Origin of the sequence: Rhodovulum sp. DZ06, assembly GCF_050586345.1 — a bacterium.
GTDB lineage: Bacteria > Pseudomonadota > Alphaproteobacteria > Rhodobacterales > Rhodobacteraceae > JBOCEF01.
In genome coordinates, this window is record NZ_JBOCEF010000005.1 from 85,926 (window position 1) to 110,638 (window position 24,713).

Sequence of the window (24,713 nt, forward strand, 5' to 3'; positions counted from 1 at the left end):
ACGCCCGGCGGCGGGGGCGCGCCCGCGGCGGGCCCCTGCGGCCTTACCGCAGCAGGTCGCGGAAGGCGCCGCGCAGCCGCTCCTGCTCGGCCCGCGCGTCATCCACCGCCTTCAGCACCCCGGCGATCTCGGTCTCGGTCCGGTCCAGCGCCGCGAGGTACCGCTCCCGCAGCGCCCCCTGGGTCACGCTGCGCAGGTTCTCGCGCAGCCGCGCCTGCTCTGTCCCGAGGGCGGCGTAGCGGTCCTGCGCCCGGCGAGCGTCGGCCTCGAGCCGCTCCACCCGCTCGGCCAGTCCCGCCGCGTCGCGCAGGGTCGCGGCGATCTCCTCCGGCGCCTCGGCCCGGCCCGCGTCGATCTCGGCCACGAGGTTCGACAGCTGCGCCGCGCCGAACGGGATCGTGCGGCGCGACCCGGCGCGCTCGGTCACCCACAGCTCCGCCGCGCCGTCCGACGCCGCGACGGTGATCCGGCGCAGGTCGTCGCGCGGGTCGACCTCGCCGTTCGTGTCCACGAGGCGCCCGCGGCGCGGGTGATCGACGGTGAACAGGTCCACCCCCTCCGGCAGCTCGGCGGTGTAGGCGGTGCGGATCAGCTCGTCCTGGTCCAGCGCCAGCCGGTCCCCGGCGAGGGCGAGGTTGGCGTAGCCGAAGGTCACCTCCACCTCGGTGCGCACCTCGGCCCCCAGCGCGGCGGCATAGGGCAGAAGGCGCGTCTGCCCCGCGGGCATCCCGGCGAAGGGCGCGTCGCCGACGAAGCCGCGCGCGTCCTGGACCGAGACCAGCCCCGAGGTCAGCGCCTGGTCCGAGGTGATCGAGGCCGCCAGCAGCACCGGCGGCCCGCCGCGCCGCGCGGGCTGGTGCAACCCGCGGATCTCGGGCGCGATCGGCAGGTCGAGATAGAGAAGGTTCGCCGTGCGCCCCGCGGGCAGCGTCACCGGGACCGGCATCGCGTAGCGCAGCGCGCCCCCTTCGGAGAACGCCTGTCCCGCCTGCGCGGCGCCCGACAGCTCGGCCCGCGCCATGTCCGCCTCGACCGCCATCGGCGCGGGGGCGGCGGCGCTGAAGCCCGCGCTCAGCCCCATGCTCTGCAGCCGCGTGCGGTCGGCCTTGGCCAGCACCTGCACGGGCGCGTCCGAGGGCGGGTCCTGCCGCGCCACCCGCAGCGGGTCCAGCAGGTCGCGCCGATAGGCCACCGGCGCGCCGGTGGTCAGGGTCAGCGCGACGCCCTCCCAATCCTCGCCCGAGACGTTCTCCAGCACCGCCCAGCCCTGCAGGCGCCCTTCATCGAGCAAGAGCCGCCAGGAATTCTTCCACGCCGTCGCCTCGGTGACATAGCTCAGCTCCACCGCCCGCGCGGCCCCGTCCGAGAGGCGCAGGTCGAAGCGCCGCCGCCCGGCGTCGACCCGCCCCGCCAGCAGCCCGGCCTCCAGCTTCGCCGCGGCCGCCTCGGGGAAGGTGATGCGCAGGCCGGGGCGGATCGGGACCTCCACCGCCATCCCGTCCGCCAGCAGCAGCGCGACGGGAAGGGACAGCTCCACCCCGTCTTCCACCACCGTGCGGCGCGCGACCGACAGGACCCGGCCGGCGACCGAGCGGTCCTCGTCCGCCAGCGTGACCTCCTCGCCGCTCAGCGCGCGCAGCAGGTCCTCGGCATCGCCCGGCAGCCCGCCCGAGAAGGGCGAGCCGCGCAGCGCCTCGCCGCGGGCGCCGGGGGTGTCGGTCTGAAGGTCCACCACGCCCCCCGCCGGGTCGCGCACGACCAGGGAAGCGAGCACGTCATGGGCCGCGTCCTCGGGGACCTGGAAGGCCAGCCGGTCGCCGGAGACGCCGGGGGCCGAGAGGGTGTAGCGCGCGACGCCGCTCTGCCCGATCTCGATGCGGGTGACGGCGGGGGCGGGGGCCTCCTGCGCGCGCGCCGCCGGGGGCGGGGCGGCGCACAGAAGCGCGGCCGAAAGCAGCGGCGCGGCGAGGGCGCCGGGGCCGCGCGGGCAAAGGGGGGCGCGACGCGGCGCGCGAAGGGGCGCGTCACAGGGTGCGCCACGGGGGGCGCCACGGGGTGCGCCACAGGGGGCGGGAAGGCGGGCAGGGGCGTCGGGGCGGGGCATCGGCGTCTCCGTGGTCATCTGTCGGCACGGCGGCGCGCCGCAAGGGGACGCGCGCCGCCAGCATATCGCCGCGCATGGCCGCCGGGGCGATGGGGCGATTCCCCCATTTTCTGCGCGCCGATCGGGGCGGGAGCGGGGCGCCCCCGCCCCCGACCCGCCGTCCGCCCTTCTTTACGCCCCGCCCCCGCGCCGCCCGCCCGCGCCGCCCGCCCTTCTTTACGCACCCGGCCCGCCCCGCTACACCTGCGCCCGGCCCGTTCCCCGCGCAACGCCTGCCCCCACGGAGACCCCGAGATGTCCCATTCCGGCCCCAAGGCCCCCCTCGCCGCCGCCCCGTCCGGCCCCCTGCGCGGCACGGTCGAGATCCCGGGCGACAAGTCGGTCTCGCACCGCGCGCTGATCCTGGGCGCGATGACGGTCGGCGAGACGAAGATCACCGGCCTGCTCGAAGGGCAGGACGTGCTCGACACCGGCAAGGCGATGCAGGCCCTCGGGGCCGAGGTGGTTCGCGACGGGCCCGGCGCCTGGCGCGTGAGCGGCGTCGGCGTCGGCGGGTTCAAGGAACCCGAGGACGTGATCGACTGCGGCAACTCCGGCACCGGCGTGCGGCTGATCATGGGGGCGGTGGCGACCTCGCCGTTGACCGCGATCTTCACCGGCGACGCCAGCTTGCGCTCCCGCCCCATGGGCCGCGTCACCATCCCGCTGTCCAATTTCGGCGCCCGCGCCGTTGGCCGGTCGCATGGCCGCCTGCCGCTGGCGCTGGTCGGCGCCGCCGCGCCGGGGCCGGTGACCTACGCCATGGACACGCCCTCGGCGCAGGTGAAATCGGCGATGCTGCTCGCCGGCCTCAACGTGCCCGGAATCACCGAGGTGATCGAGGGCGAGCGCACGCGCGACCACACCGAGCGGATGCTGCGCGGCTTCGGCGCCGAGGTGGAGGTCATCGAGATCGAGGGCGGCCGCCGCATTCGCCTGACCGGCCAGCCCGAGCTGAAGCCGTGCGAGATCGCCGTGCCGCGCGACCCGTCCTCGGCCGCCTTCCCGATCTGCGCCGCGCTGATCACGCCGGGCTCCGAGGTGCGGGTGCCGAACGTGTCCCTCAACCCCACCCGCGCCGGGCTCTACACCACGCTGCGGGAGATGGGCGCGGACCTGGTGTTCGAGAATGAGCGCGAGGAGGGGGGCGAGCCGGTGGCCGACCTCGTCGCCCGCCATTCCGAGCTGCACGGGGTCGAGGTGCCGCCCGAGCGCGCCGCCTCGATGATCGACGAATACCCCGTTCTGTCGGCCGTCGCCGCCTTCGCGACCGGCAAGACCGTGATGCTGGGGGTCAAGGAGCTGCGGGTGAAGGAATCGGACCGCATCGACGCGATGGCCCGGGGCCTGGAGGCCTGCGGCGTGACGGTGGAGGAGACCGCCGACACGATGACCGTGCACGGCCTTGCGGGCGACGTCCCCGGCGGCGCGACCGTCGAGGCGCGGCTCGACCACCGCATCGCCATGTCCTTCCTGGTGCTCGGCTGCGCCGCGAAGACCGCCGTGACGGTGGACGACGCCGGGCCGATCGCCACGTCCTTCCCCGGCTTCCGCCCGCTGATGGCCGCCCTCGGCGCGTCGCTCGATGAACCGGAGGCCGCCTGATGCTCAAGGGATCCTGCCTCTGCGGCGCGGTGCGCGTCACCGTCGCCGACACGCTGCACAACCCCGTTGCCTGCCATTGCGGCCAGTGCCGCAAGGCGACCGGCAACCACGTCGTCTCGGGCCGCTGCCCCGAGGCCGAGGTGACCATCGAGGGCGAGGTCCGCTGGTACACCTCCTCGCCCGGCGCCCGCCGCGGCTTCTGCCCGACCTGCGGCAGCCAGATGTTCTGGAAGCTGGAGAGCTCGCCCAACATTTCCGTCGCGCTGGGGATGCTGGACGGCGAGACCGGGCTGGCGCTGACCGGCCACATCTATTGCGCCGACAAGGGCGACTGGGAGGAGATCCCCGACAGCGAGGCCGCGCCGCGCTGGGAATACGGCGATCTCGCCTCGGACGCCAAGCCCTGGAGGCCCGAATGACCGAACCCGCCGCCGCCCCTGCCGCCGCCCCCGTCCGCTTCACCGTCGCGCTCGACGGCCCCGCCGCCGCGGGCAAGGGGACCATCGCCCGCGCGCTGGCCGAACGCTTCGGCTTCGTGCATCTCGACACCGGGCTGCTCTACCGCGCCACCGGCATGAAGGCGCGGCTGGCGGCGGGCGAGGGGTTCGACGAATCGGACGCCGCCTACGCCGCCCGCTCGCTCACCGCGCTGGACCTGAAGGCCGAGGGGCTGCGCAGCGGCGCGGCCGGGGAAGCGGCGTCGAAAGTGGCCGCCATCCCCGCGGTGCGCGCAGCCCTGCTCGACTTCCAGCGCGACTTCGCCCGCCGTCCCGGGGGCGCGGTCCTCGACGGGCGCGACATCGGCACCGTGATCTGCCCCGCGGCCGAGGCGAAGCTTTACGTGACGGCGGATGACGCCACCCGCGCCGCCCGCCGCCACGCCGAGCTGACCGGCAAGGGTGAGGACGTCACCTTCGACCAGGTGCTCGACGACCTGCGCCGCCGCGACGCCCGCGACGCCGCCCGCGACCAGGCCCCGATGCGGGCCGCGGTGGACGCGCTCTTGCTCGACACGACCGATTTGAGTATAGACGCCGCCATCGCGAAGGCGGTCGAGCTGGTCGCGGGGCGTCTGCCCCGGGCCTGAGGCCGCCGCGCCGGACACGGGCCTGCGCCGCTGGAAAGCTTCCGGCGGGCGGGTCCGGTTTCGTGCCTTCGCCATCCAAATGTCTGAAAGACCGCCGGACCCAACCGGCAGGCCCGAAAAACGATCTTACGGAGTACTGCACTCACATGTCGTCCGCATCCATGGAGGAGTTCGAAGCCCTCCTCAACGAGACCTTCGAACTCGTCACCCCTGAAGAAGGCTCGGTCGTCCGCGGCCGCGTCCTCGCCGTCGACAACGGCTCGGCGCTCATCGACATCGGCTACAAGATGGAAGGCCGTGTCGAGCTGAAGGAATTCGCCAAGCCCGGTCACGACGCCGAAATCAACGTCGGCGACGAGGTCGAGGTCTATCTCGAGCGCGTCGAGAACGCCCGCGGCGAAGCCGTGCTGTCGCGTGACAAGGCCCGCCGCGAGGAAGCCTGGGATCGCCTCGAGAAGGCGTTCGAGAAGGACGAGCGCGTCGAGGGCGTGATCTTCAACCGCGTCAAGGGCGGCTTCACCGTCGATCTCGGCGGCGCCGTGGCCTTCCTGCCCGGCTCCCAGGTCGACGTGCGCCCGGTGCGCGACGTCACCCCGCTGATGGGCCAGCCCCAGCCGTTCCAGATCCTCAAGATGGACCGCCGCCGCGGCAACATCGTGGTGTCGCGCCGCGCCGTGCTCGAAGAGAGCCGCGCCGAGCAGCGCGCCGAGGTCGTGGCGCGCCTGTCCGAGGGCGACATCGTCGAGGGCGTGGTCAAGAACATCACCGATTACGGCGCGTTCGTCGACCTCGGGGGCGTCGACGGCCTGCTGCACGTCACCGACATGGCCTGGCGCCGTGTGAACCACCCGTCCGAGATCCTGAACATCGGTGAGACCGCCAAGGTCCAGGTGATCAAGATCAACAAGGAAACCCACCGCATCTCGCTCGGCATGAAGCAGCTTCAGGCCGATCCGTGGGAGGGTGTCGAGGCGAAGTACCCGGCCGGCGCCAAGCTGCCGGGCCGCGTGACCAACATCACCGACTACGGCGCGTTCGTCGAGCTGGAGCCGGGCGTCGAGGGCCTCGTGCACGTCTCCGAGATGTCCTGGACCAAGAAGAACGTCCACCCGGGCAAGATCGTCTCCACCTCCCAGGAGGTCGAGGTCATGGTGCTCGACGTGGATCCGGTCAAGCGCCGCATCTCGCTCGGCCTCAAGCAGTGCATGAAGAACCCCTGGGACAACTTCTCCGAGGCGTTCCCGGCCGGCACCGAGGTCGAGGGCGAGGTCAAGAACATCACCGAATTCGGTCTGTTCATCGGCCTCGAGGGCGACATCGACGGCATGGTGCACCTGTCCGACCTGGACTGGAACACCCCCGGCGAGCAGGCGATCCAGGAGTACAAGAAGGGCGACATGGTCAAGGCCGTGGTGCTCGACGTGGACCCGGAGAAAGAGCGCATCTCGCTCGGCGTCAAGCAGCTTGGCGACGACAGCTTCACCGGCGCCGTCGCCGGCATGAAGCGCGGCGAGGTCGTGACCTGCACCGTGACCGCCATCGAGGACGGCGGGATCGAGGTGGAGCACGCCGGCTTCAAGTCGTTCATCCGTCGCTCCGACCTGGCCCGCGACCGTGCCGACCAGCGCCCCGAGCGCTTCAATGTCGGCGACTCGGTCGATGCGCGGATCACCAATATCGACAAGTCGGCCCGCCGCCTGGGCCTGTCGATCAAGGCCCGCGAGATCGCCGAGGAGAAGGAAGCCGTGCAGCAGTACGGGTCGTCCGACTCCGGCGCGTCGCTCGGCGACATCCTCTCCGCCGCCCTGAAGCAGGGCTCGGACGAGTGATCGGCCAGTGACCGGTCCCTGGGACGAAAACGATGGGGGGCGCCGCGATGAGCGGCGCCCTTCGCCGTTGATGCGCATCCTCTCACGAATTTGGGAGGGGGTGACCTTCTGGCGGGTCTTCGCCGTGGTCGTGTTCATCGCGATCCTCGGCGCCGCGGGCCCCGAGCCGCACGCCCCGCGCGGGCCGCACGTGGCGCGGGTCTGGCTGACGGGGCTGCTCGCCTCGGACCCGGCGCGCGAGGAATTGCTGGCCGAACTGGCCGGGGATGACGACGTCGAGGCGGTGCTGCTGCGCATCGACAGCCCCGGCGGCACGGTGACCGGCTCCGAGATCCTGTTCCAGAACCTGCGCAAACTGGCCGAGGACAAGCCGGTCGTCGCGGTGCTGGGCGAGGTCGCGGCCTCGGGCGGCTACATCGCCGCGCTGGGCGCCGACCGGATCTTCGCGCGCGGCAACACCATGACCGCCTCGATCGGCGTGATCATGCAGTACCCCAAGCTCGACGGGCTGATGGACAAGATCGGCGTGGAGATGCACGAGCTCAAGAGCTCGCCGCTGAAGGCCGAGCCGTCCCCGTTCGGCGAGACGCCGGAGGCGGCGCTGGAGATCCACCGCGCGATGATCGCCGACGGCTACGCCTGGTTCCGCGGGCTGGTGGCCGAGCGCCGGGGCCTTTCGGGCGCGGCGCTCGACGCCGTGGCCGACGGGCGGGTGATGTCGGGGCGCATGGCGCTGGAGGCCGGGCTGATCGACGCGCTCGGCGGCGAGGCCGAGGCGGCGGCGTGGCTGGAGGCGGAGCACGCGGTGACGTCGCCCGTTCTCGACGCCGAGATCGAGGAGGAGGAGGAGCCGATGCTGCTGCGCCTGCTGCTCGGCCAGGTCGGCTTTGGGACCCCCGAATCGGTGCTCGATCCCGAAACCCTCCCCATGCCCGCGCAGCGCGCGCTGATGGGGCGGCGGCTGATGGCCGTGCTCCCCTGACCCGCCGAAACCGGCTTTCGCGGCGATTTTCCCTGCGATTCGGGCATATTAGGGCGGTGACAAGCCGCCCGCGCCCGGCGATACTGCCCCTAACTCATTGGGGGGGCTTGCCGTTGCGGGCCGCTGCGAAAGCGTAGAAGACGGAGGGGAGCGTCGTGATCAAGTCCGAATTGATCCAGCGGCTGACGGAAGAGAACCCGCACCTGTACCACCGGGACGTGGAGCGGATCGTGTCGTCGCTGTTCGAGGAGATCGCCACGGCGCTGTCCAATGGCGACCGGGTGGAACTGCGCGGTTTCGGCGCCTTCTCGGTGAAGAAGCGGGAGGCGAGGATGGGCCGCAACCCCCGCACGGGCGAATCCGTGCCGGTCCCGGAAAAGCACGTGCCCTTCTTCAAGACGGGCAAGGAGCTGCGGCTGCGGCTCAACGACAAGCTGCCGGACGACGACGGGGACGACGACGACGACGACTGACAGCCGTCGCGGCGCGGATCGGGGCCGAGGCCCGGCCGCGCGGCGACCCAAAGGGCGGAAACATGCGACTTCTGAAAATCCTCTTCCTGGCGCTGGTGGCCATCGCGCTGGTGGTGCTTGCGGTGGCGAACCGCGCGAGCGCGACGCTCAACCTGCTGCCGGTCGATATCGACCTCGGGTTCCCGACCTCGTTCACCATGCCGCTGTTCGTGTGGCTGTTCGCGGCGCTGTTCCTGGGGGTGATCGTGGGCCTGGTGCTCGAGGCCCTGCGCGAGAGCTATCACCGCAAGAACGAGCGCGCCTACAAGCGCGAGGCGGCCAAGCTGGACCGCGAGGTCAAGCGGCTGGCGCGCAAGGCGGGCGAAGAGGATGACGACATCCTCGGGATCAAGCACGCCTGAGCGGGCGGCCCCCGGGCGAGACGAGACGCGAGACGAGAAGCGGCGGTCCCACGGGGCCGCCGTTTCGCGTTCCGGCGGGGGCGGGGCGCAGGCGGCCCGACAGGGCCGCGCGGCCGGGCGGCGCGGGGGCCCTGCGCCCCCCAAGCCCGGCCGCCCCGCGCGGGCGCAGCGGGGCAGGGGGTTGACCCGGCCCGCCCCTCTGCGCAGATGAACCCCGCAACCGGGACGGAAGGGGCGGAGAGCCATGCGCGTGAAAATCTGCGGGATCAACTCGGCCGGGGCGCGGGACGCCGCCGTGGACGCCGGCGCGGCCTATCTCGGCTTCGTGTTCTTCGCGAAAAGCCCCCGCAACGTGACCGTGGACCAGGCCGCCGCGCTGGCCGCCGAGGTTCCCCCCGGCATCGCCAAGGTCGCCCTGACGGTCAATGCCGACGACGCGACGCTGGATGCGATCATGGACCGCGTCCCCCTCGACATGCTGCAGCTTCACGGGTCCGAGGACCCGCGCCGCGTCGCCATCCTGCGCGCCCGCTACGGGCTGCCGGTGATGAAGGCCGTCGGCGTGCGCGAGGAAGCCGACCTCGCCGCCATCGCGACTTATGCGCCCGTCTGCGACCAGGTGCTGGTGGACGCCAAGGCCCCGAAGGGCGCGGACCTGCCCGGCGGCAACGGGCTCGCCTTCGACTGGCGGCTGGTGGCGGGGCGGCGCTGGGCGCTGCCCTGGATGCTCGCGGGCGGCCTGACCCCCGCGAACGCGGCCGAGGCGGTGCGCCTGACCGGGGCGCGGCAGCTCGACGTCTCCTCGGGCGTCGAGAGCGCCCCGGGCGTCAAGGACCCCGCCCTGATCCGCACCTTCATCGCCGCCGCGACCGGCGCCGCCGCGGGCGCCGCGGAGGCAAAGGGCTGAACGCCTTTCCCGAATCCGCCGGACGCCTTTGCCACGGCCGCGCCCCCCTGCTACCGTTTGACGCGCGTGAGGAGAGCGGGAGAGCGTGATGCGGTCTGTGCAGGACTTTGTCGAGGCGGCGATCGCCGGGGGCGCCGCCCCGGGCGCGGTCGTCATGGTCGGCGACAGCTCGGGGACGGTTCATGCCTCGGCCCATGGGCGGCGCGGCCCGCGCGGCCCTGCGATGGGCCTCGACGCCACGTTCCGGCTGTTCTCGATGACCAAGGCGGTGGCCTCGGTGGCGGCGATGCGGCTGGTCGAGGAAGGCTCGCTCGACCTCGACGGGCCGGTGGGCGAGCTGCTGCCGGACTTCGACGATTTGCAGGTGCTCGAGGGCTTCGACGGCGAGACGCCGATCCTGCGCCCCGCCGCCTCCCGCGCCACGGTGCGGCAGCTGATGACCCACACCGCCGGCCCGGTCTACGAGATGTGGAGCGCCGAGCAGCGCCGCTACCTCAAGGCCTCGGGCCTGCCGGGGATGGGCGTCGGCGCGCGCGACAGCTTCCGCGCCTACCCGCTGGCCTTCGATCCCGGCACGCGCTTCGGCTACGGCGTCTCGACCGACTGGCTCGGCCGGGTGATCGAGGAAGCCTCGGGCGAGCGGGTCGACGGGTTCCTGGCGCGCGAGGTGCTGGCCCCGCTGGGGATGAGCTCGACCTCGGTGGAATGCTCGCCCGAGATGTCGGGGCGGCTGGTGGCGTCCTGCGCCCGCGGCGAGGACGGCTTCGCGCCGATCGACGCGGGCCCGCCCGAACAGCCCGAGGTCTGGTGCATGGGGCAGGCGCTCTATGGCACGGCGCCGGACTACCTGCGCTTCCTGCGGATGCTGCTGAACAAGGGCGCGCTGGACGGCGCAAGGGTGCTGTCCGAGGAAGGGGTGGAGGTGCTCCTCGGCGATCACACCGACCCGCTGCTGATCCCGCCCTTCAAATCGGTCAGCCGCCTCGCCTCGGCGGATATCGACTTCTTCCCCGGCATCGCCAAGTCGCATTCGCTGATGGCGATGCGGGTGAACCAGGACGTGCCGGGCCGCCGCCGGGCCGGGTCGAACGGCTGGGCGGGGCTGATGAACACCCATTTCTGGGTCGACCCGGCCTCGGGGATCTGCGCGGTGCTGATGATGCAGCACCTGCCCTTCATGGAGCCGGGCGCGGCGCAGCTTCTGTCCGACGTGGAGGCCGCGGTCTACGCCGAGCTGGGCTGAGCGGGCCGAGCGCGCCGCCGGCGCGCGGCGGCGGCCAGCGCGGCCAGTCCCGTGAGCGCCAGCGCGCCGCCCGCGGGAAGCGGCACGTCCGCCTCGGGGCCGAAGGTGACCACGAAGCGCGCGCCCGCGCCCGAGATCCCGCCCGTCTGGCTGAGATCCGCCTCGATCTGGTTCGCGGTCCAGGTGACGAGGGGCGTGTTCTGGAAGGTGCTCCAGACCAGCTTGACGCTGAGGATGTCGGGCAGCGCGTTGTAGGCGTCGGTCAGCACCGGCCCGTTGAAGCCCTGGTTCGGGTCGAAGGTGTTGAGCGGGTTGAGCTGCACCTCGAAGAACACGCCGTCGAGGTCGAGGCTGTAGTATTCGGCCACCTCCACCCCCGGACCGCCGGTGATGTCCTGCACGAAGAAGGGGGTGGCGTGGAAAATATGCTGGAACGCCACCGTCTTCCCGTCGAACCCGGCGCCCAGGGCCGGGGACGCGGCGAGCGCGGCGCAGGTGAGGGCGGCGAAGGGGAAGGCGGCGGCGGGTCGGATCGCAAGGGCTCTCATTATCGGCCTCCGGTCTTGAAATAAGAGAATGCTGCGCCTGCACGGGCGTTCGGTCAAGCCGCGCGCGCCGGAGACATGCTCCGCCGCGCTCCCCTTCGCCTGGCCGCCCCCCCGTGGCCGGACGCGTGGCCGGACGCGCGGCGCCGGGGCAGGACGCCGACGCCTTCCTGTCGGCCAACCCCGACCTGCTGACCGCCGCGCCCCTGCGCGCCCGCTGGTCCGCCGCCCGCCTCGCCGACCCGCGGCGCGCGCAATTCCCTCCTCCCCGACCGCGTCTCACCCTGTGCGGTTCCCATGGACGCGGCCCGCGTTTCGGCGTAAGAGGCGGGTTCACGCGCGCGGCCCGACCGGCCGCGCCCTTCCCCGTGCGTCCAGAAGATCCCAGGTGAGCCTCATGACCGCAGACGGCCTCAACAGCTACCGCACCGGCCCCGACGAGAAGGGCCGCTTCGGCATCTATGGCGGCCGCTTCGTGTCCGAGACGCTGATGCCGCTGATCCTCTCGCTCGAAGCCGAGTACGAGAAGGCCAAGACCGACCCGACCTTCTGGGCCGAGATGGACGATTTGTGGACCCATTACGTGGGCCGCCCGTCGCCGCTCTATTTCGCGCCGCGCCTGACCGAACGCTTCGGCGGCGCCCAGGTCTGGCTCAAGCGCGACGAGCTGAACCACACCGGCGCGCACAAGATCAACAACGTGCTGGGGCAGATCCTGCTGGCCCGCCGCATGGGCAAGACCCGCATCATCGCCGAGACCGGCGCCGGCCAGCACGGCGTGGCCACCGCCACCGTCTGCGCGCGCTTCGGGCTGAAATGCGTGGTCTTCATGGGCGCCACCGACGTGGAGCGCCAGAAGCCCAACGTGTTCCGCATGAAGCTGCTCGGGGCCGAAGTCGTCCCCGTCACCTCGGGCCGCGGCACCCTCAAGGACGCGATGAACGAGGCGCTGCGCGACTGGGTGACCAATGTCGCCGACACCTTCTACTGCATCGGCACCGTCGCCGGTCCGCACCCGTACCCGGCCATGGTCCGCGACTTCCAGTCGATCATCGGCAAGGAAGCGCGCGAGCAGTTCATGTCGCGCAATGACGGCCGCCTGCCCGACGCCATCGTCGCCTGCATCGGCGGCGGCTCGAACGCCATGGGCCTGTTCCACCCGTTCCTCGACGATTCCTCGGTGCGCATCATCGGGGTCGAGGCGGGCGGCCACGGCGTCGACGACCGGATGGAGCATGCCGCGTCCCTGACCGGCGGCCGCCCGGGCGTCCTCCACGGCAACCGCACCTACCTCTTGCAGGACGAGGACGGGCAGATCATCGAGGGGCACTCGATCTCCGCCGGTCTCGACTATCCGGGCATTGGGCCGGAGCACGCCTGGCTCAACGATTCGGGCCGCGTGGAATATGTCTCGGTCACTGACAAGGAGGCGCTCGACGCCTTCCAGCTGTGCTGCGAGACCGAGGGCATCATCCCGGCGCTGGAGCCGTCCCACGCGCTCGCGCACGTGGCCAAGCTCGCGCCCACCATGCCCGCCGACCAGCACCTGATCATGAACATGTGCGGGCGCGGCGACAAAGACATCTTCACGGTGGCCGACGCGCTCGGCGCCGAGATGGAATGACCGTTTCCCGGCGAGATGCGCCGGGGCGGTTCAAGACGGGGCGACAGACCCCATGACGAGGGAGCCGGGGAGGATGGCGGGACACGCCCGCGCCTGACCCCGATCAGACCGAGCCGCCGCGGATCCGGCGCGCAATCACGGCCCCGCGGCAAGGTTCCGGCGGGGCGGCAAGACAAGGCGGAACGTTACGTGTCCAAATTTGAAATCGGGGACATGGTGGTCCTCATCTCCGGCTCCATGCGCATGGCTGTTGAATCCTTCGAGGACGAGGCCGTCTCGGTGGTCTGGTGCCACGAGGGCAAGGTCGGCCGCGACACCTTCCACGAGGCGCTGCTGAACAAGTGGGAAGCCCGTGAGAACGAGCGCGGCGGCGACCGCGGCGGCTTCGGCGGGCGCGGCGGCGACCGCGGCGGGTTCAACAAGGGCGGCGATCGCGGCGGCTGGAACAAGGGCGGCGATCGCGGCGACCGTGGCGGCGACCGCGGCGGCTGGAACAAGGGCGGCGACCGCGGCGACCGCGGCGGCTGGAACAAGGGCGGCGACCGGGGCGACCGCCCGCAGCGCGGCGGCTGGGACGACCGCGGCGGCGACCGCGGCTATGACGGCCGCCCGCGCGAGAAGAAATACTTCCGCTCGAACGACGAGTGATCGACAAAGGGGGGCGCCTGCCTGCGGGCGCCCCTTTTCCAACCTGACGAGCCTGCCCGGGCGGCGCTTTCCAGCCCCCGGTCCATCGACGGAGAGTTCCGATGTCGCGCATTCCCGCCACCTTCCAGCGTCTCTCGGACGAGGGCCGCAAGGCGTTCGTCGCCTTCGTCATGGCGGGCGACCCGGATTATGACCGCTGCCTCGAAGTGGTGAAGGGGCTGCCCGAAGCGGGCGCCGACATCATCGAGCTCGGGATGCCCTTCACCGACCCGATGGCCGACGGCCCGGCGATCCAGCTGGCCGGCCAGCGCGCGCTCGAAGCGGGCATGACGCTGAACAAGACCCTGCAGATGGTGCGCGACTTCCGCGCCGTCGACGACACGACCCCCATCGTGCTCATGGGCTATTACAACCCGATCTATTCCAAGGGCGTGGACGCCTTCCTGGAGGAGGCGAAGGAAGCGGGCGTCGACGGGCTGATCGTGGTCGACCTGCCGCCGGAAGAGGACGAGGAGCTCTGCATCCCGGCCCAGGCCGCGGGCCTGAACTTCATCCGTCTCGCGACCCCGACGACCGATGACGCGCGCCTGCCGAAGGTGCTGCAGAACACGTCCGGGTTCGTCTACTACGTCTCGATCACCGGGATCACCGGTTCGGCCGAGGCCTCGGCCGCCGCGGTGGCCCCCGAGGTCGAGCGCATCCGCGCCGGCGGCGGGCTGCCGGTCTGCGTCGGCTTCGGCATCAAGACGGCCGAGCGCGCCCGGGACATCGCGGCGGTGGCGGACGGCTCGGTGGTCGGCTCGGCCATCGTCGACCGGATCGGCCGCGGCGACGCGCCCGCCGACGTGCTGGCCTTCGTCAAGGAGCTGGCCGACGGCGCCCACGCGGCCTGATCGGCCTTCTTCCGGGCGACATGCAAAAGGGCGCGGCCGAGGCCGCGCCCTTTCGCGTTTCGGCATGGCGCGGAGGGCGCCGTCACTGCCGCGGCAGCCCCAGCGCGTCGCGCACCGCGTCGGCGCGCAGGCTCACATCGCCGCCCGCGTGCTCTTCGCCCGCGTCGCCGCAGAGCCAGACCACGCATTTGCCGACCCATTCGGGGGGAATGTGGTCCTCCCATTCCAGCTTCGAGACCGGGTTGATGCCGCTCGCCTTGATCTCCCGCTGCATCTGGGTGGCGACGGTGCCGGGCGACAGGCCGACGACCCGGATCCCGCGTCCCTTCAGCTCCAGGTCCGCGCCGCGGGTCAGCGACAGCACCGCGGCCTTCGAGGCGCAGTAATGCGTCCACCCCTCGAGGTTCCCGGTCGCCGCGCCCGAGGAGATGTTGATGACGATCCCGCCATCGACCATCGCCGGGGCCGCGGCGCGGATGCCGTGGTAGACGCCGTTGACGTTGACGTCGATCACCCTGGTCCAGCCCGCCGGGTCGCTGTCCACCAGCCGCGCGATCGGGTCGATCAGCCCGGCATTGTTCAGAAGAATGTCCAGCCGCCCGAACGTGGCCGTCGTCGCCTTCACCGCGGCTTCCACGGCGGCGTAGTCGCTCACGTCGCAGGGGACGGCGAGCGCGGCGTAGCCCGCGGCGCGCAGCTCGGCCGCCAGCGCCTCGATCTCGGGCGCGCTGCGGGCGGTCAGGACGACCGAGGCCCCGGCCTCGGCCAGGCTCCAGGCCGCGGCCGCGCCGATGCCGCGGCTCGCGCCGGTGATCAGGGCGACCTTGCCGGTCAGGTCGATGGGGTCCATGGCTCGCTCCGTTCGTCGTTCTTGCCTCGGAAGGACTTGTAGCCCGCCGCGCGCCCCTGACAAATGGCAGGTATGGCACGGAATTCATGCGAGGGGCGCAGCAATGGAGCTGGAGGACCTGCGCCGCTTCGCCGTGGTCGCCCGCCGCGGCGGCATCGCGGCGGCGGCGGCGGAACTGGGGATGGAGGCCTCGACCCTCTCGCGCCGCATCGCGGGGCTGGAGCGGGCGGCGGGCGCGCGGCTCTTGCACCGGACCACGCGGTCGATGTCGCTGACCGCCGAGGGCGCGCGGCTGCTGGAGGGCGCGGAGGCGGCGCTCGATGCGCTCGACGCCGCGCGGGCCGAGATCGCGGGGCAGGGGCGGGGCGCGGGCGGCGTCGCGGGCGTTGTGCGGATCACCGCCTCGACCGCCTTCGGGGAATGGGCGCTGGCGCCGCGGCTGGGCGCGCTGCGGGCGCGGCATCCGGGCCTGTCGGTGGAGCTGTCGCTGACCGACGCGCCGCTGGACCTGGCCGCCGCGGGGATGGACCTGGCCTTGCGGCTGGGGCCGGAGCCGGAGGGCCCCGCCACCCGCCTGCGCCCGGTGCGGCACCTGGTCTGCGCCGCGCCCGCCTGGGCCGCGGGGCGCGCCGTGGACGGGCCCGAGGCGCTGCGCGGCGTCGATTGCCTCCTCTATGCCATGGCCGGGCTGCGCGACGCCTGGAGCCTGCGCCGCCCCGGCGAGGCGATCCGGCGGATCCCGGTCTCCGGCCCGCTGGCGCTCAGCTCCGCCGCCGCCTTGCGCCGGGCGGCGGTGGAGGGGCTGGGCCCCGCCGCCCTCGCCGACTGGCTGGTGGAGGAGGACCTCGCGGCCGGGCGCCTCGTGGACCTGCTGCCGGGCTGGGAAGCGGCCCCGAGCCGCTTCGGCGCCGCGCTGTGGCTGATGCGGCCCGGAACGGCTGGGGCGCGGGCCGCCGCGGCCCCGCCGCCGCGGCGGGTGCAGGCGGCGATGGACTGGCTGGTCGAGGCGTTCGGCGCCTGACCCCCGGTCCCCCGGACATTCCCCGCCCCCCGCAAACGCGAAACGGCCGCGAAGGTGTCCCTTCGCGGCCGCCGCGTCATCGCTTCGGACGACTGCGCCCGTATATCAGGCGGCTTTCTCAGCCTTCGCGGCCTTCAGGGCCTCGAGGATGTTCTGGGGCGAGGATTCGCCATAGGGGTCGTCGCCGCAGTTGTCGGCGTAGCCCGGCTCTTCGAACCACATCTCGACCACGCCGTCATTGACCACGGCGCCGTAGCGCCAGGAGCGCATGCCGAAGCCGAGGTTATCCTTGGCGACCAGCATGCCCATCTTGCGGGTGAATTCGCCCGAGCCGTCGGGGATCAGGCCGATGTTCTGGATGCCCTGGGACTTGCCCCAGGCGTTCATCACGAAGGCGTCGTTCACGGACACGCAGTAGATGGCGTCGATGCCCTGGGCCTGGAACTCGGGGTACAGCTTCTCGAAATCGGGGAGCTGGAAGGTCGAGCAGGTGGGGGTGAAGGCGCCCGGGAGCGAGAAGATCACCACGCGCTTGCCGGCGAAATAGTCGGCGGTGGTCTTGTCTTCCCACTTGTAGGGGTTCGGGCCGCCGACGGCCTCGTCGCGGACGCGGGTGCGGAAGGTGACGTCGGGAACGCGGCGGTTCAGCATCGGATCATCCTCGGGATAGGGACGCGGCGGCCCGGGGAGGGGGCGGCCGAGTCGGGAAATCTGGAATGACTCCAATCTATGCCGCGGCGCACCCGTTTTTCAATGCGGTGCGGCGAAATAACAGGACTTTCGCAGGGTTAATTATGGTCCTGCAACGGTTTGCGCAGGTTGCATATCAGTATTGCGCTGCAACGAAAGCGAGATGAAATCAACCCGCGCCCGGCGCCGATCAGAACGGGATGTCGTCCGGCGCGCTCAGGAACCGCGCCACGACGCGCTTCTCGCCCGCCTTCTCGAACGCCACCGTCACCTTGTCGCCCTCGGCGTATTCCACCGTGCCGTAGCCGAATTTCTGGTGGAACACCCGGTCGCCGACGTTGAAGGGGCAGACCGCCTCGGCGTCGATCACCAGGTTGCGCGCCTCGGTCGGGGCGCGCATCCCGCGGCGCCCGGCATTGGCCTGCATCCGCTTCCAGCCCGGCGAGTTGTAGGCGTCGGAGCGCGTCGCCGCCTCCTCCAGCCGCGATCCGCCGCCGAAATTCCCGCCCCCGCCGAAATTGCCGCCGAAGCCGCCGCTCCCGCCGCTGCGCTGCGCGCCATGCCCGGCGGCGCCGTAATTGCCGCCGTAAAGGCCGGGGGGCGTCAACACCTCCACATGCGCCTCCGGCAGCTCGTCGATGAAGCGCGAGGGCAGGGCGGATTGCCAGCGCCCGTGGATCGCCCGGTTGGCCGCGAAACTGATCGTGCACAGCTTCTCGGCCCGGGTGATGCCCACATAGGCCAGCCGCCGCTCTTCCTCGAGGCCCGCGAGGCCGCTTTCATCCATGCTCCGCTGGGAGGGGAACAGACCGTCCTCCCAGCCCGGCAGGAACACGCAAGGAAACTCCAGCCCCTTGGCCGCGTGCAGCGTCATGATCGAGACCTTGGGCTGGCCGTCCTCCTGCTCGTTCTCCATCACCAGGGAGACATGTTCGAGGAAGCCCTCGAGGTTCTCGAACCCCTCCAGGGCCTTCACCAGCTCCTTGAGGTTCTCGAGCCGCCCCGGCGCGTCGGGGGACTTGTCGGCCTTCCACATGTCGGTATAGCCGCTCTCGTCCAGGATCGCCTCGGCGAGTTCGACATGGTTCTCCCCCGCTTCCAGCCGCGCACGCCAGCGGGCGAGCATGGCCAGCAGGTCTTCCAGCGACTTCGCCGCCTTGCCCTTGAAGGCGCCGTCGGCCAGCAGGGTGGCGGTGGCGTCGAGGGGGCCGATCTCGTTCGCGCGGCTGAACTCGTTGATGGTCGACTGCGCCTTGTCGCCCACGCCCCGCTTGGGGGTGTTCACGATCCGCTCGAACGCCATCCCGTCGCCCGGGTTGGTCACGCAGCGGAAATAGGCCATGGCGTCCCGGATCTCCTTGCGCTCATAGAAGCGCGGGCCGCCGATGACGCGATAGGGCATGCCGATGGTCAGGAACCGGTCCTCGAAGGCGCGCATCTGGAAGGACGCGCGCACCAGGATCGCCATGTGGTCGGGGTTCACCGGGTCGAGGCCGCGGGTGCCCTTCTCCAGCGCCTCGATCTCCTCGCCGATCCAGCGGGCCTCTTCCTCGCCGTCCCAGTGGCCGATCAGGCGGACCTTCTCCCCGGCCTCCTCCTCGGTCCACAGGGTCTTGCCGAGGCGGTTCTCGTTGGCATGGATCACCGAGGAGGCGGCGGCGAGGATATGGGGGGTGGAGCGGTAGTTCTGCTCCAGCCGCACCACCTTGGCGCCGGGGAAGTCCTTCTCGAAGCGCAGGATGTTGCCGACCTCCGCGCCGCGCCAGCCATAGATCGACTGGTCGTCATCGCCGACGCAGCAGATATTGGCGCGCTGCCCGGCCAGCAGCCGCAGCCACAGGTACTGGGCGACGTTGGTGTCCTGGTATTCGTCGACGAGGATATAGCGGAAGCGGTCGCGCCAGGTTTCCAGCACGTCGGGGTTGTTGCGGAAGATCTCCACGACATGCAGCAGCAGGTCGCCGAAATCGACGGCGTTGAGCGTGCGCAGCCGCTGCTGGTAGGCGTCGTACAGCTCCACGCCCCGGCGGTTGAAGGCCGAGGCTTCTTCCGCGGGCACATGCGCGGGCGTCCAGGCGCGGTTCTTCCAGCGGTCGATCAGGTTCGCCAGCTGCCGCGGCGGCCAGCGCTTGTGGTCGATCCGCTCCGCCTCCAGCAACTGCTTGATCAGGCGCAGCTGGTCATCCGTATCCAGGATGGTGAAGCCGTTCTCCAGCCCCGCAAGCTCCGCGTGCCGCCGCAGGATCTTGACGCAGAGCGAGTGGAACGTGCCCATCCAGCTCATCCCCTCGACCGAGGGGCCGATGAGCTGGCCGAGCCGTCCCTTCATCTCCCGCGCCGCCTTGTTGGTGAAGGTGACGGCGAGCACCTGCCACGGCTTGGCGCGGCCCGAGGCGAGGATCTGCGCGATGCGGCAGGTCAGCGCCCGGGTCTTGCCGGTGCCGGCGCCCGCAAGGACCAGGACGGGGCCGTCCAGCGTCTCCGCCGCCTCGCGCTGCGGGGTGTTGAGCCCCTCGAGCCACGGCGTCGGGGCGGCGGCCATCGCGCGTTGCGACAGGCTCCGGTCATCCCACGCTTCGAAGGCGTCGAGGTCGTCATACGGGTCGTTGGGCGCGCCATGGGTCATGGCGGGCAAAATAGCGCCGGGGGGGCGGAAGGGGAAGGGCTGTTCGGCTTTCGTTCTGCGCGCGGCGGCGCTTCGACGCTGGTGGGTCGCGGGCGGCGCGGCTACGGTCCGGTGCAGTATTCGACGCGTATCCAGGGGCGTTCCCGATGTTTTTCAGCAGCAAGGCCGACGATCATTACGACCGCATGGCCGAAGAGGCCGCGGTTCCGTACTCGAACACCTTGCGGCGCCTCGGCCTGTTCCTGCTGGGGATGGCGGCGGCGGCCTGGCTGCTGGGGCTGCCGTCGGGGGCGGACCTGCTGGTGCAGCAGGCGGCCCTGACCCCCTATGACCGCCCGGCCGAGCTGACCTGCGCCAACGCCGGCAAGGTGCTGACCTTCTGCAAGGTCGCCATGCCCGATGGCGGGCCCGGGGCCGCCTACCTGTGGGTCGGCGGCGAGTCGCGCGGCGGGCGGGGCGAGGCGCAGGCCTTCCGCGACCCCGACTCGGGCCTCGCGACCACCGCGCTGGGGATGGAGATGGCGGGGCGGCGCCTCGCCACCGCGGCGGGGGTGGAGCTGTTCCCGCTCGGCCTCGTCGCGGCGCAGGTCCGGCGGCTGCGGCGCAAGCGGCGGCTGCGCCGGTTCCTGGACGAGGAATGGCCCGAATGGCGGCGCGAATACCTCTGATCCGGGCCCGGGCCGCGCTTTCGTACCCCGGTGCGGCGCGCCGGTTTCGCCGCCTCCTCCGAAAGTCTTGCCGCCCCGCGCATCCGGCCTAATTGGTCCGGGGCAAAGGAGGACCCCCATGTTCTGGCTACGCCGCGACCCCAAGATGCCCACGGCCGAAGACGCGCTCCCCGGGCGCGACGACCCGATTCCCACCGCCCGGACGCATTTCGTCAACGGCCGCACGCTGCGGGGCCCGTACCCCGACGGCGCCGAGGCGGCGGTGTTCGGCATGGGCTGTTTCTGGGGCGCCGAGCGCAAGTTCTGGGAGACCCCCGGCGTCTGGGTCACCGCCGTGGGCTATACCGGCGGGATCACGAAGAACCCCACCTACAAGGAGGTCTGCACCGGCATGACCGGCCATAACGAGGTGGTGCTGGTGGTCTACGACCCCGAGATGGTCAGCTTCGGCGAGCTTCTGCAGGTGTTCTTCGAGGGCCACGACCCCACCCAGGGCATGCGCCAGGGCGCGGACGTCGGCACCCAGTACCGCTCGGGCGTCTACACCACCACCGAGGCGCAGCGCGCCGCGGCGCTTCACGCGAAGGAAGACTACGAGGGGCGCCTGCGCGCCGCGGGCTTCCCCAGCATCACCACCGAGGTGATGGAAGCGCCCGAGTTCTTCTATGCCGAGGAGTACCACCAGCAGTATCTCGCCAAGAATCCCGGCGGCTATTGCGGGCTGGGCGGGACCGGCGTGTCCTGCCCGGTGGGCGTCGGGGGGCCGCACGCGCTCTGACCTGCGGGACCGGCGAAGTGCAGACGGGGGAGGGCCGCGGCTCTCCCCCTTCGCATGTCCGGGCCCTGGCCCTCGGCCTTGGTCCTTCCCGCGCAGTCCGGCGAGTCCGCCAAGGCCCAACAACAGCAGCGGGGCGGCGGCGGGAAGCGGCGCGTCCGAGGTGGGGGCGACGACGGAGATGCGCTGACGGACGGGCGTCTCGCCCATGGTCGGCCGGATCAGCGACCGGGAACAGGCGATCACGACGTCCGGGCCGGCTTCGTGGATCGACACGGTGACGGCGGCGTAGGCGAGGGCAGGCGCCGCGGACAGGGCGGCGGCGAAAAGAAGGCTGCGCTTGTTGAAATCCCCCGGGGATGCGGCGTGCGGCGGCCGGGCCCCCCGGCCCCCTCCGCTTGACCCCGCGCGCGGGGCGGAGTACCGCCCAAGGGTCCGCCTTCCGCACCCGGAACACGCCCCCGAAAGGCCCTGCCATGACCACCTGGACCGCCCTGACCACCATCCCCGGCGAGAAACCCGCCTATGCGCTCGGCGAAGCGATGGAGGAGCTCGCGATCGCGCCCCACGCCCTCGCGGTGCTGGAGATCGAGGATGGCAGCGGCCTGTGGGAGGTCGGCGGCTATTACGGCGAGAAGCCGGACGAGGTGCAGCTCGACATCCTCGCGGCCATGCACGGCGCGAAGGCCTTCGCGGTCAGCAAGCTGGAGGATCGCGACTGGGTCGCCCAGGTGCGGCGCGAGCTGACGCCGGTCGAGGCGGGGCGCTTCGTGGTGCATGGCGCCCATGACCGCGACGGGGTGGACAGCCAGAAGCTGAGCCTCGAGATCGAGGCGGCGATGGCCTTCGGCACCGGGCATCACGGCACCACCCGCGGCTGCCTGCTGGCGCTGGACGGGCTGATCCGCCAGGGCTGGGCCCCGCGGCGGGTGGCCGATATCGGCTGCGGCACCGGGGTTCTGGCGATGGGCGCGGCCAAGGCGCTGCGCGTGCCCTGCGTCGCCACCGACATCGACCCGGTGGCGGTGCGCACCGCGCGCGCCAACGTCAAGCACAACGGGCTGTCGCCCTGGGTGCGCACCGGGCTGTCGGTCGGCTTCCGCTCGCCGCTGATCCGCGAGGCCGCGCCGTTCGACCTGGTGTTCGCCAACATCCTCGCGCGGCCCCTGCGCGGGCTGGCCAAGGACATGTTCGCCCACATCGCCCCCGGCGGGCACGCGGTGCTGTCGGGGATCCTGAACCCGCAGGCGACCTGGGTGGAAAGCTGCTACCTGTCCAATGGTTTCGTGCGGTCCGAGCGGATCGTGCTGGGCGACTGGACCACGCTGGTGCTGCGCAAGCCGCCGCTGGTCTGAGCGGGGGCGGGGGCGTCGCGGCCCCTCGCCTTGCGCGGCCAACAGAAAAGCCGGGTCCCCGACATGGGGGCCCGGCTTTTTCATGCCTTCGGGCGCTTGCGTCCCGTCCCCGACCCGCACCTGCAAGCGGGACCGAGAGGCGTGCGGCCCCCATTCGCAAATGGGAAGGAGGGCCAGGCGTCCGGCCCGGGGACCCTTGGGGCAGGGACCCGGGCCGGACGGGCGCGCCGGCTGCGAACTCTGCAGCGGCGCGGGTCGGACGGGACGGGCGCGCGGGGGAAAGCCTCCTGCGCGCCGCGCGTCGCCGCCCGGAAGGCGTCAGGCGCCGAGGACGCGGCGGTCCAGCGCGCGGCCGGCCAGGCCGAGATCGTCGAGCATGTTCACGCTCATCGCCTTGAGCTGCGCGCGCGCCGCCTTGCGGGCGTTGCGGCCGCGATACACGCGGCCGGCAAGGCGCAGAACGCGCTCGACGCCGTTCACGAGCTTGAGGACGGTTTCGGCGCCGAACGGGGCGTAGGTGGAGGTGGCGACGGTCATGGCGAAGTCTCCGCAGCGAGTGGTTTGACCACGAAGGGAAGGGTGTTGGGTGTCATCGGGAGCGCCAACAACTGGCGTCTGAGCGGGCATCTACTGCCTGTTTTCTGGGCGCACAATGGAGCCGAATGCATGGCTGGCTTGCACGCCCTGCATGTCGGGGGCTGCGCGTCGCGCATGCATTGCGGCGTGTCGTTTTTCGTACCGGTCATCGATTTTCGACGGCCGGGCGCAACAGATTTTAATGATAATTCCCGGGCCCGCGGGCCGGTTTCGGCGCTTTGCGGGCGATTCAGGGACTGGGCGGGGCGACTCGCCCCCCGGCGGGGACGAGTCGGATTCGCACCGCCGGGCCGTTTCGGGCGCGCGACGTTCCCCTTTCGTGCCGACTCGGCGCGTGTTAGCCATGTCATCATGACCCGGACGACCCCAGACAGTTTCCGCGTGATCGGATTGGACCCCGGCCTGCGCCGCACCGGCTGGGGCGTGGTCGATGTGCGCGGCCCGAAGATCCGCCACGTCGCCAACGGCGTCTGCGCCTCGAGCGGCGCGGACCTGGCCGCACGGCTGCTGAGCCTGTTCGACGGGCTGACCGAGGTGGTGGCCCGCCACGCCCCCGACCAGGCGGCGGTGGAGCATACCTTCGTCAACAAGGACGCGGCGGGCACGCTGAAGCTGGGGCAGGCGCGGGCGATGGCGCTGCTGGTCCCGGCGCGGGCCGGGCTGCCGGTGGCGGAATACGCGCCCAACGCGGTGAAGAAGGCGGTGGTCGGCGTCGGCCATGCCCAGAAGGCGCAGGTGGACCACATGGTGCGCATGATGCTGCCGGGGGTGGAGATCGCCGGGCCGGACGCCGCCGACGCGCTGGCCATCGCGCTGTGCCACGCGCACCAGGCGCGGTTCGGCGGGCGGCTCGACGCCGCGGTGGCGGCGGCCGAGCGGCGCTGAGGGGCGGCGCGCGCCGCCGCGGCGCCGCCGCGGCGCAGGGAAGGACGGCGCGGCCCGCACCCGGGCCCGCGCGGCACGTCGAAGGGGACGAGCATGATCGGGAAGATCTCCGGGCGGCTGGATTACGTGGCCGACGACCACGCGCTGATCGAGGCGGCGGGGGTGGGCTATGTCGTCCACTGCTCGCCGCGCACCCTCGGCGCCCTGCCGCGGCCCGGCGAGCGCGCGGCGCTTTATACCGAGCTGGTGGTGCGCGAGGACCTGATGCAGCTCTATGGCTTCCCGACCTTGATGGAGAAGGAGTGGTGGCGGCTGCTGACCTCGATCCAGGGGGTGGGCGCCAAGGCCGCGCTGGCCATCCTCGGGGTGCTGGGGCCGGAGGGGGTCTCGCGCGCGATCACCCTTGGCGACGCGGCCTCCATCAAGCGCGCGCCGGGCGTCGGCCCGAAGATCGCCGCGCGGGTGGTGAACGAGCTGAAGGACAAGGCCCCGTCCGTCATGGCCATGGGCGCCGCCGCCGCGCGCCAGGCGGGCGAGGGGCTGGCCGAGGTTCTGGATGATGGCGATGCGGCGGAGGAGGCCCCGGCGCCGAAACCCCGCCGCGCCAAGGCGCCGAAGGACGACGCCGCCGCCGCGGCCCGCGCCGCCTCCGCCGCCGCGCAGGCCGACGCGCTCTCGGCCCTCGGCAATCTCGGCTATGCGCCCGGGGATGCGGCCGAGGCCGTGGCCCGCGCCGCCGAGGCCGAGGAGGGCGCCGACGCCGCCGCCCTGATCCGCGCCGCCCTGCGCCTGCTGGCCCCCGCGGGATGATCCGCGCCGCCGCGGCCCGCCCGCCGCGCCTTGCCTTCCGCCGCGCCCCCGGCGAC

Annotated in this window: 24 protein-coding genes; 18 read left to right on the top strand and 6 right to left on the bottom strand. The window is 72.1% G+C overall.

Annotated elements, in window-relative coordinates:
- Positions 1-43: 43 nt before the first annotated feature.
- The gene (locus tag ACQ5SO_RS03950) at positions 44-2,104 is read right to left on the bottom strand and encodes a hypothetical protein (RefSeq protein WP_430940277.1); all 2,061 of its coding nucleotides are present in this window, start codon (positions 2,102-2,104) and stop codon (positions 44-46) included.
- A 294-nt stretch (positions 2,105-2,398) separates the two neighbouring features.
- Here ACQ5SO_RS03950 and aroA point away from each other — a divergent pair, with 294 nt between their 5' ends.
- The 9 genes from aroA to ACQ5SO_RS03995 all read left to right on the top strand — a co-directional run bounded on the left by aroA (position 2,399) and on the right by ACQ5SO_RS03995 (position 10,670).
- A complete protein-coding gene (aroA, locus tag ACQ5SO_RS03955; RefSeq protein WP_430940278.1) occupies positions 2,399-3,748 on the top strand; it encodes a 3-phosphoshikimate 1-carboxyvinyltransferase in 1,350 nt (449 codons plus the stop codon).
- A complete protein-coding gene (locus ACQ5SO_RS03960) occupies positions 3,748-4,167 on the top strand; it encodes a GFA family protein (protein ID WP_430940279.1) in 420 nt (139 codons plus the stop codon). Before aroA ends, ACQ5SO_RS03960 begins: the two co-directional genes overlap by 1 nt.
- A complete protein-coding gene (gene cmk / locus ACQ5SO_RS03965) occupies positions 4,164-4,835 on the top strand; it encodes a (d)CMP kinase (RefSeq protein WP_430940280.1) in 672 nt (223 codons plus the stop codon). Before ACQ5SO_RS03960 ends, cmk begins: the two co-directional genes overlap by 4 nt.
- Before the next feature lie 146 nt (positions 4,836-4,981).
- Entirely contained in the window at positions 4,982-6,664 is a 1,683-nt protein-coding gene (gene rpsA, locus ACQ5SO_RS03970) for a 30S ribosomal protein S1 (protein ID WP_430940281.1), read from the top strand.
- A gap of 100 nt (positions 6,665-6,764) precedes the next feature.
- Positions 6,765-7,646, top strand: a complete 882-nt coding sequence (sppA, locus tag ACQ5SO_RS03975) for a signal peptide peptidase SppA (RefSeq protein WP_430940282.1) — start codon at positions 6,765-6,767, stop codon at positions 7,644-7,646.
- 155 nt (positions 7,647-7,801) lie between these two features.
- A complete protein-coding gene (ihfB, locus tag ACQ5SO_RS03980; RefSeq protein ID WP_430940283.1) occupies positions 7,802-8,119 on the top strand; it encodes an integration host factor subunit beta in 318 nt (105 codons plus the stop codon).
- Positions 8,120-8,181: 62 nt separating this feature from the next.
- Positions 8,182-8,520, top strand: a complete 339-nt coding sequence (locus tag ACQ5SO_RS03985) for a LapA family protein (RefSeq protein WP_430940284.1) — start codon at positions 8,182-8,184, stop codon at positions 8,518-8,520.
- A 244-nt stretch (positions 8,521-8,764) separates the two neighbouring features.
- The gene (locus ACQ5SO_RS03990; protein WP_430940285.1) at positions 8,765-9,427 is read left to right on the top strand and encodes a phosphoribosylanthranilate isomerase; all 663 of its coding nucleotides are present in this window, start codon (positions 8,765-8,767) and stop codon (positions 9,425-9,427) included.
- 88 nt (positions 9,428-9,515) lie between these two features.
- On the top strand, positions 9,516-10,670 hold the full coding sequence (locus ACQ5SO_RS03995) for a serine hydrolase domain-containing protein (RefSeq protein WP_430940286.1): 1,155 nt from the start codon (positions 9,516-9,518) through the stop codon (positions 10,668-10,670).
- Here the strand turns inward: ACQ5SO_RS03995 and ACQ5SO_RS04000 are convergent.
- On the bottom strand, positions 10,652-11,218 hold the full coding sequence (locus ACQ5SO_RS04000; protein WP_430940287.1) for a hypothetical protein: 567 nt from the start codon (positions 11,216-11,218) through the stop codon (positions 10,652-10,654). The two genes, ACQ5SO_RS03995 and ACQ5SO_RS04000, sit on opposite strands and share 19 nt — an antisense overlap.
- Positions 11,219-11,612: 394 nt before the next feature.
- Here ACQ5SO_RS04000 and trpB point away from each other — a divergent pair, with 394 nt between their 5' ends.
- The 3 genes from trpB to trpA all read left to right on the top strand — a co-directional run bounded on the left by trpB (position 11,613) and on the right by trpA (position 14,380).
- The gene (gene trpB / locus ACQ5SO_RS04005; protein ID WP_430940337.1) at positions 11,613-12,839 is read left to right on the top strand and encodes a tryptophan synthase subunit beta; all 1,227 of its coding nucleotides are present in this window, start codon (positions 11,613-11,615) and stop codon (positions 12,837-12,839) included.
- Between the two features lie 189 nt (positions 12,840-13,028).
- Positions 13,029-13,487, top strand: a complete 459-nt coding sequence (locus ACQ5SO_RS04010; protein ID WP_430940288.1) for a hypothetical protein — start codon at positions 13,029-13,031, stop codon at positions 13,485-13,487.
- A 101-nt stretch (positions 13,488-13,588) separates the two neighbouring features.
- On the top strand, positions 13,589-14,380 hold the full coding sequence (gene trpA, locus ACQ5SO_RS04015) for a tryptophan synthase subunit alpha (RefSeq protein ID WP_430940289.1): 792 nt from the start codon (positions 13,589-13,591) through the stop codon (positions 14,378-14,380).
- 82 nt (positions 14,381-14,462) lie between these two features.
- Here trpA and ACQ5SO_RS04020 read toward each other — a convergent pair whose 3' ends face one another.
- The gene (locus tag ACQ5SO_RS04020; RefSeq protein WP_430940290.1) at positions 14,463-15,230 is read right to left on the bottom strand and encodes an SDR family NAD(P)-dependent oxidoreductase; all 768 of its coding nucleotides are present in this window, start codon (positions 15,228-15,230) and stop codon (positions 14,463-14,465) included.
- A 103-nt stretch (positions 15,231-15,333) separates the two neighbouring features.
- Between ACQ5SO_RS04020 and ACQ5SO_RS04025 the strand changes: the two genes are divergently transcribed.
- Positions 15,334-16,251, top strand: a complete 918-nt coding sequence (locus ACQ5SO_RS04025; protein WP_430940291.1) for a LysR substrate-binding domain-containing protein — start codon at positions 15,334-15,336, stop codon at positions 16,249-16,251.
- Positions 16,252-16,356: 105 nt separating this feature from the next.
- Here the strand turns inward: ACQ5SO_RS04025 and ACQ5SO_RS04030 are convergent, their stop codons facing one another.
- Both ACQ5SO_RS04030 and ACQ5SO_RS04035 read right to left on the bottom strand, forming a co-directional pair.
- Positions 16,357-16,902 (bottom strand): peroxiredoxin, encoded by a 546-nt coding sequence (locus tag ACQ5SO_RS04030; protein ID WP_430940292.1) that lies wholly within the window; start codon positions 16,900-16,902, stop codon positions 16,357-16,359.
- A 229-nt stretch (positions 16,903-17,131) separates the two neighbouring features.
- Entirely contained in the window at positions 17,132-19,567 is a 2,436-nt protein-coding gene (locus ACQ5SO_RS04035; protein ID WP_430940293.1) for an ATP-dependent helicase, read from the bottom strand.
- Positions 19,568-19,713: 146 nt separating this feature from the next.
- Here ACQ5SO_RS04035 and ACQ5SO_RS04040 point away from each other — a divergent pair, with 146 nt between their 5' ends.
- The 3 genes from ACQ5SO_RS04040 to ACQ5SO_RS04050 all read left to right on the top strand — a co-directional run bounded on the left by ACQ5SO_RS04040 (position 19,714) and on the right by ACQ5SO_RS04050 (position 22,365).
- Positions 19,714-20,235 carry a hypothetical protein gene (locus ACQ5SO_RS04040; protein WP_430940294.1) on the top strand — a complete coding sequence of 174 codons (522 nt, stop codon included), beginning with the start codon at positions 19,714-19,716 and terminating at the stop codon, positions 20,233-20,235.
- A gap of 118 nt (positions 20,236-20,353) precedes the next feature.
- Entirely contained in the window at positions 20,354-21,013 is a 660-nt protein-coding gene (gene msrA, locus ACQ5SO_RS04045; RefSeq protein WP_430940295.1) for a peptide-methionine (S)-S-oxide reductase MsrA, read from the top strand.
- Positions 21,014-21,486: 473 nt separating this feature from the next.
- A complete protein-coding gene (locus tag ACQ5SO_RS04050; RefSeq protein ID WP_430940296.1) occupies positions 21,487-22,365 on the top strand; it encodes a 50S ribosomal protein L11 methyltransferase in 879 nt (292 codons plus the stop codon).
- Positions 22,366-22,683: 318 nt separating this feature from the next.
- Here ACQ5SO_RS04050 and ACQ5SO_RS04055 read toward each other — a convergent pair whose 3' ends face one another.
- Positions 22,684-22,902 carry a hypothetical protein gene (locus ACQ5SO_RS04055; protein ID WP_430940297.1) on the bottom strand — a complete coding sequence of 73 codons (219 nt, stop codon included), beginning with the start codon at positions 22,900-22,902 and terminating at the stop codon, positions 22,684-22,686.
- A gap of 411 nt (positions 22,903-23,313) precedes the next feature.
- On the opposite strand from ACQ5SO_RS04055, the gene ruvC reads away from it, so the two are divergent.
- Complete coding sequence (gene ruvC, locus ACQ5SO_RS04060) at positions 23,314-23,847, top strand: crossover junction endodeoxyribonuclease RuvC (protein WP_430940298.1); 534 nt, start codon at positions 23,314-23,316, stop codon at positions 23,845-23,847.
- 93 nt (positions 23,848-23,940) lie between these two features.
- Complete coding sequence (ruvA, locus tag ACQ5SO_RS04065; protein WP_430940299.1) at positions 23,941-24,657, top strand: Holliday junction branch migration protein RuvA; 717 nt, start codon at positions 23,941-23,943, stop codon at positions 24,655-24,657.
- The last annotated feature ends 56 nt before the right edge of the window (positions 24,658-24,713 follow it).

Excerpts from the sequence above, each read along its gene's own strand:
- ACQ5SO_RS03950 (WP_430940277.1), bottom strand. The coding sequence starts at position 2,104 with ATGCCCCGCCCCGACGCCCCTGCCCGCCTTCCCGCCCCCTGTGGCGCA.
- aroA (WP_430940278.1), top strand. The coding sequence starts at position 2,399 with ATGTCCCATTCCGGCCCCAAGGCCCCCCTCGCCGCCGCCCCGTCCGGC.
- ACQ5SO_RS03960 (WP_430940279.1), top strand. The coding sequence starts at position 3,748 with ATGCTCAAGGGATCCTGCCTCTGCGGCGCGGTGCGCGTCACCGTCGCC.
- cmk (WP_430940280.1), top strand. The coding sequence starts at position 4,164 with ATGACCGAACCCGCCGCCGCCCCTGCCGCCGCCCCCGTCCGCTTCACC.
- rpsA (WP_430940281.1), top strand. The coding sequence starts at position 4,982 with ATGTCGTCCGCATCCATGGAGGAGTTCGAAGCCCTCCTCAACGAGACC.
- ACQ5SO_RS03985 (WP_430940284.1), top strand. The coding sequence starts at position 8,182 with ATGCGACTTCTGAAAATCCTCTTCCTGGCGCTGGTGGCCATCGCGCTG.
- ACQ5SO_RS03990 (WP_430940285.1), top strand. The coding sequence starts at position 8,765 with ATGCGCGTGAAAATCTGCGGGATCAACTCGGCCGGGGCGCGGGACGCC.
- ACQ5SO_RS03995 (WP_430940286.1), top strand. The coding sequence starts at position 9,516 with ATGCGGTCTGTGCAGGACTTTGTCGAGGCGGCGATCGCCGGGGGCGCC.
- ACQ5SO_RS04000 (WP_430940287.1), bottom strand. The coding sequence starts at position 11,218 with ATGAGAGCCCTTGCGATCCGACCCGCCGCCGCCTTCCCCTTCGCCGCC.
- trpB (WP_430940337.1), top strand. The coding sequence starts at position 11,613 with ATGACCGCAGACGGCCTCAACAGCTACCGCACCGGCCCCGACGAGAAG.
- trpA (WP_430940289.1), top strand. The coding sequence starts at position 13,589 with ATGTCGCGCATTCCCGCCACCTTCCAGCGTCTCTCGGACGAGGGCCGC.
- ACQ5SO_RS04020 (WP_430940290.1), bottom strand. The coding sequence starts at position 15,230 with ATGGACCCCATCGACCTGACCGGCAAGGTCGCCCTGATCACCGGCGCG.
- ACQ5SO_RS04025 (WP_430940291.1), top strand. The coding sequence starts at position 15,334 with ATGGAGCTGGAGGACCTGCGCCGCTTCGCCGTGGTCGCCCGCCGCGGC.
- ACQ5SO_RS04030 (WP_430940292.1), bottom strand. The coding sequence starts at position 16,902 with ATGCTGAACCGCCGCGTTCCCGACGTCACCTTCCGCACCCGCGTCCGC.
- ACQ5SO_RS04035 (WP_430940293.1), bottom strand. The coding sequence starts at position 19,567 with ATGACCCATGGCGCGCCCAACGACCCGTATGACGACCTCGACGCCTTC.
- ACQ5SO_RS04040 (WP_430940294.1), top strand. The coding sequence starts at position 19,714 with ATGTTTTTCAGCAGCAAGGCCGACGATCATTACGACCGCATGGCCGAA.
- msrA (WP_430940295.1), top strand. The coding sequence starts at position 20,354 with ATGTTCTGGCTACGCCGCGACCCCAAGATGCCCACGGCCGAAGACGCG.
- ACQ5SO_RS04050 (WP_430940296.1), top strand. The coding sequence starts at position 21,487 with ATGACCACCTGGACCGCCCTGACCACCATCCCCGGCGAGAAACCCGCC.
- ACQ5SO_RS04055 (WP_430940297.1), bottom strand. The coding sequence starts at position 22,902 with ATGACCGTCGCCACCTCCACCTACGCCCCGTTCGGCGCCGAAACCGTC.
- ruvC (WP_430940298.1), top strand. The coding sequence starts at position 23,314 with ATGACCCGGACGACCCCAGACAGTTTCCGCGTGATCGGATTGGACCCC.
- ruvA (WP_430940299.1), top strand. The coding sequence starts at position 23,941 with ATGATCGGGAAGATCTCCGGGCGGCTGGATTACGTGGCCGACGACCAC.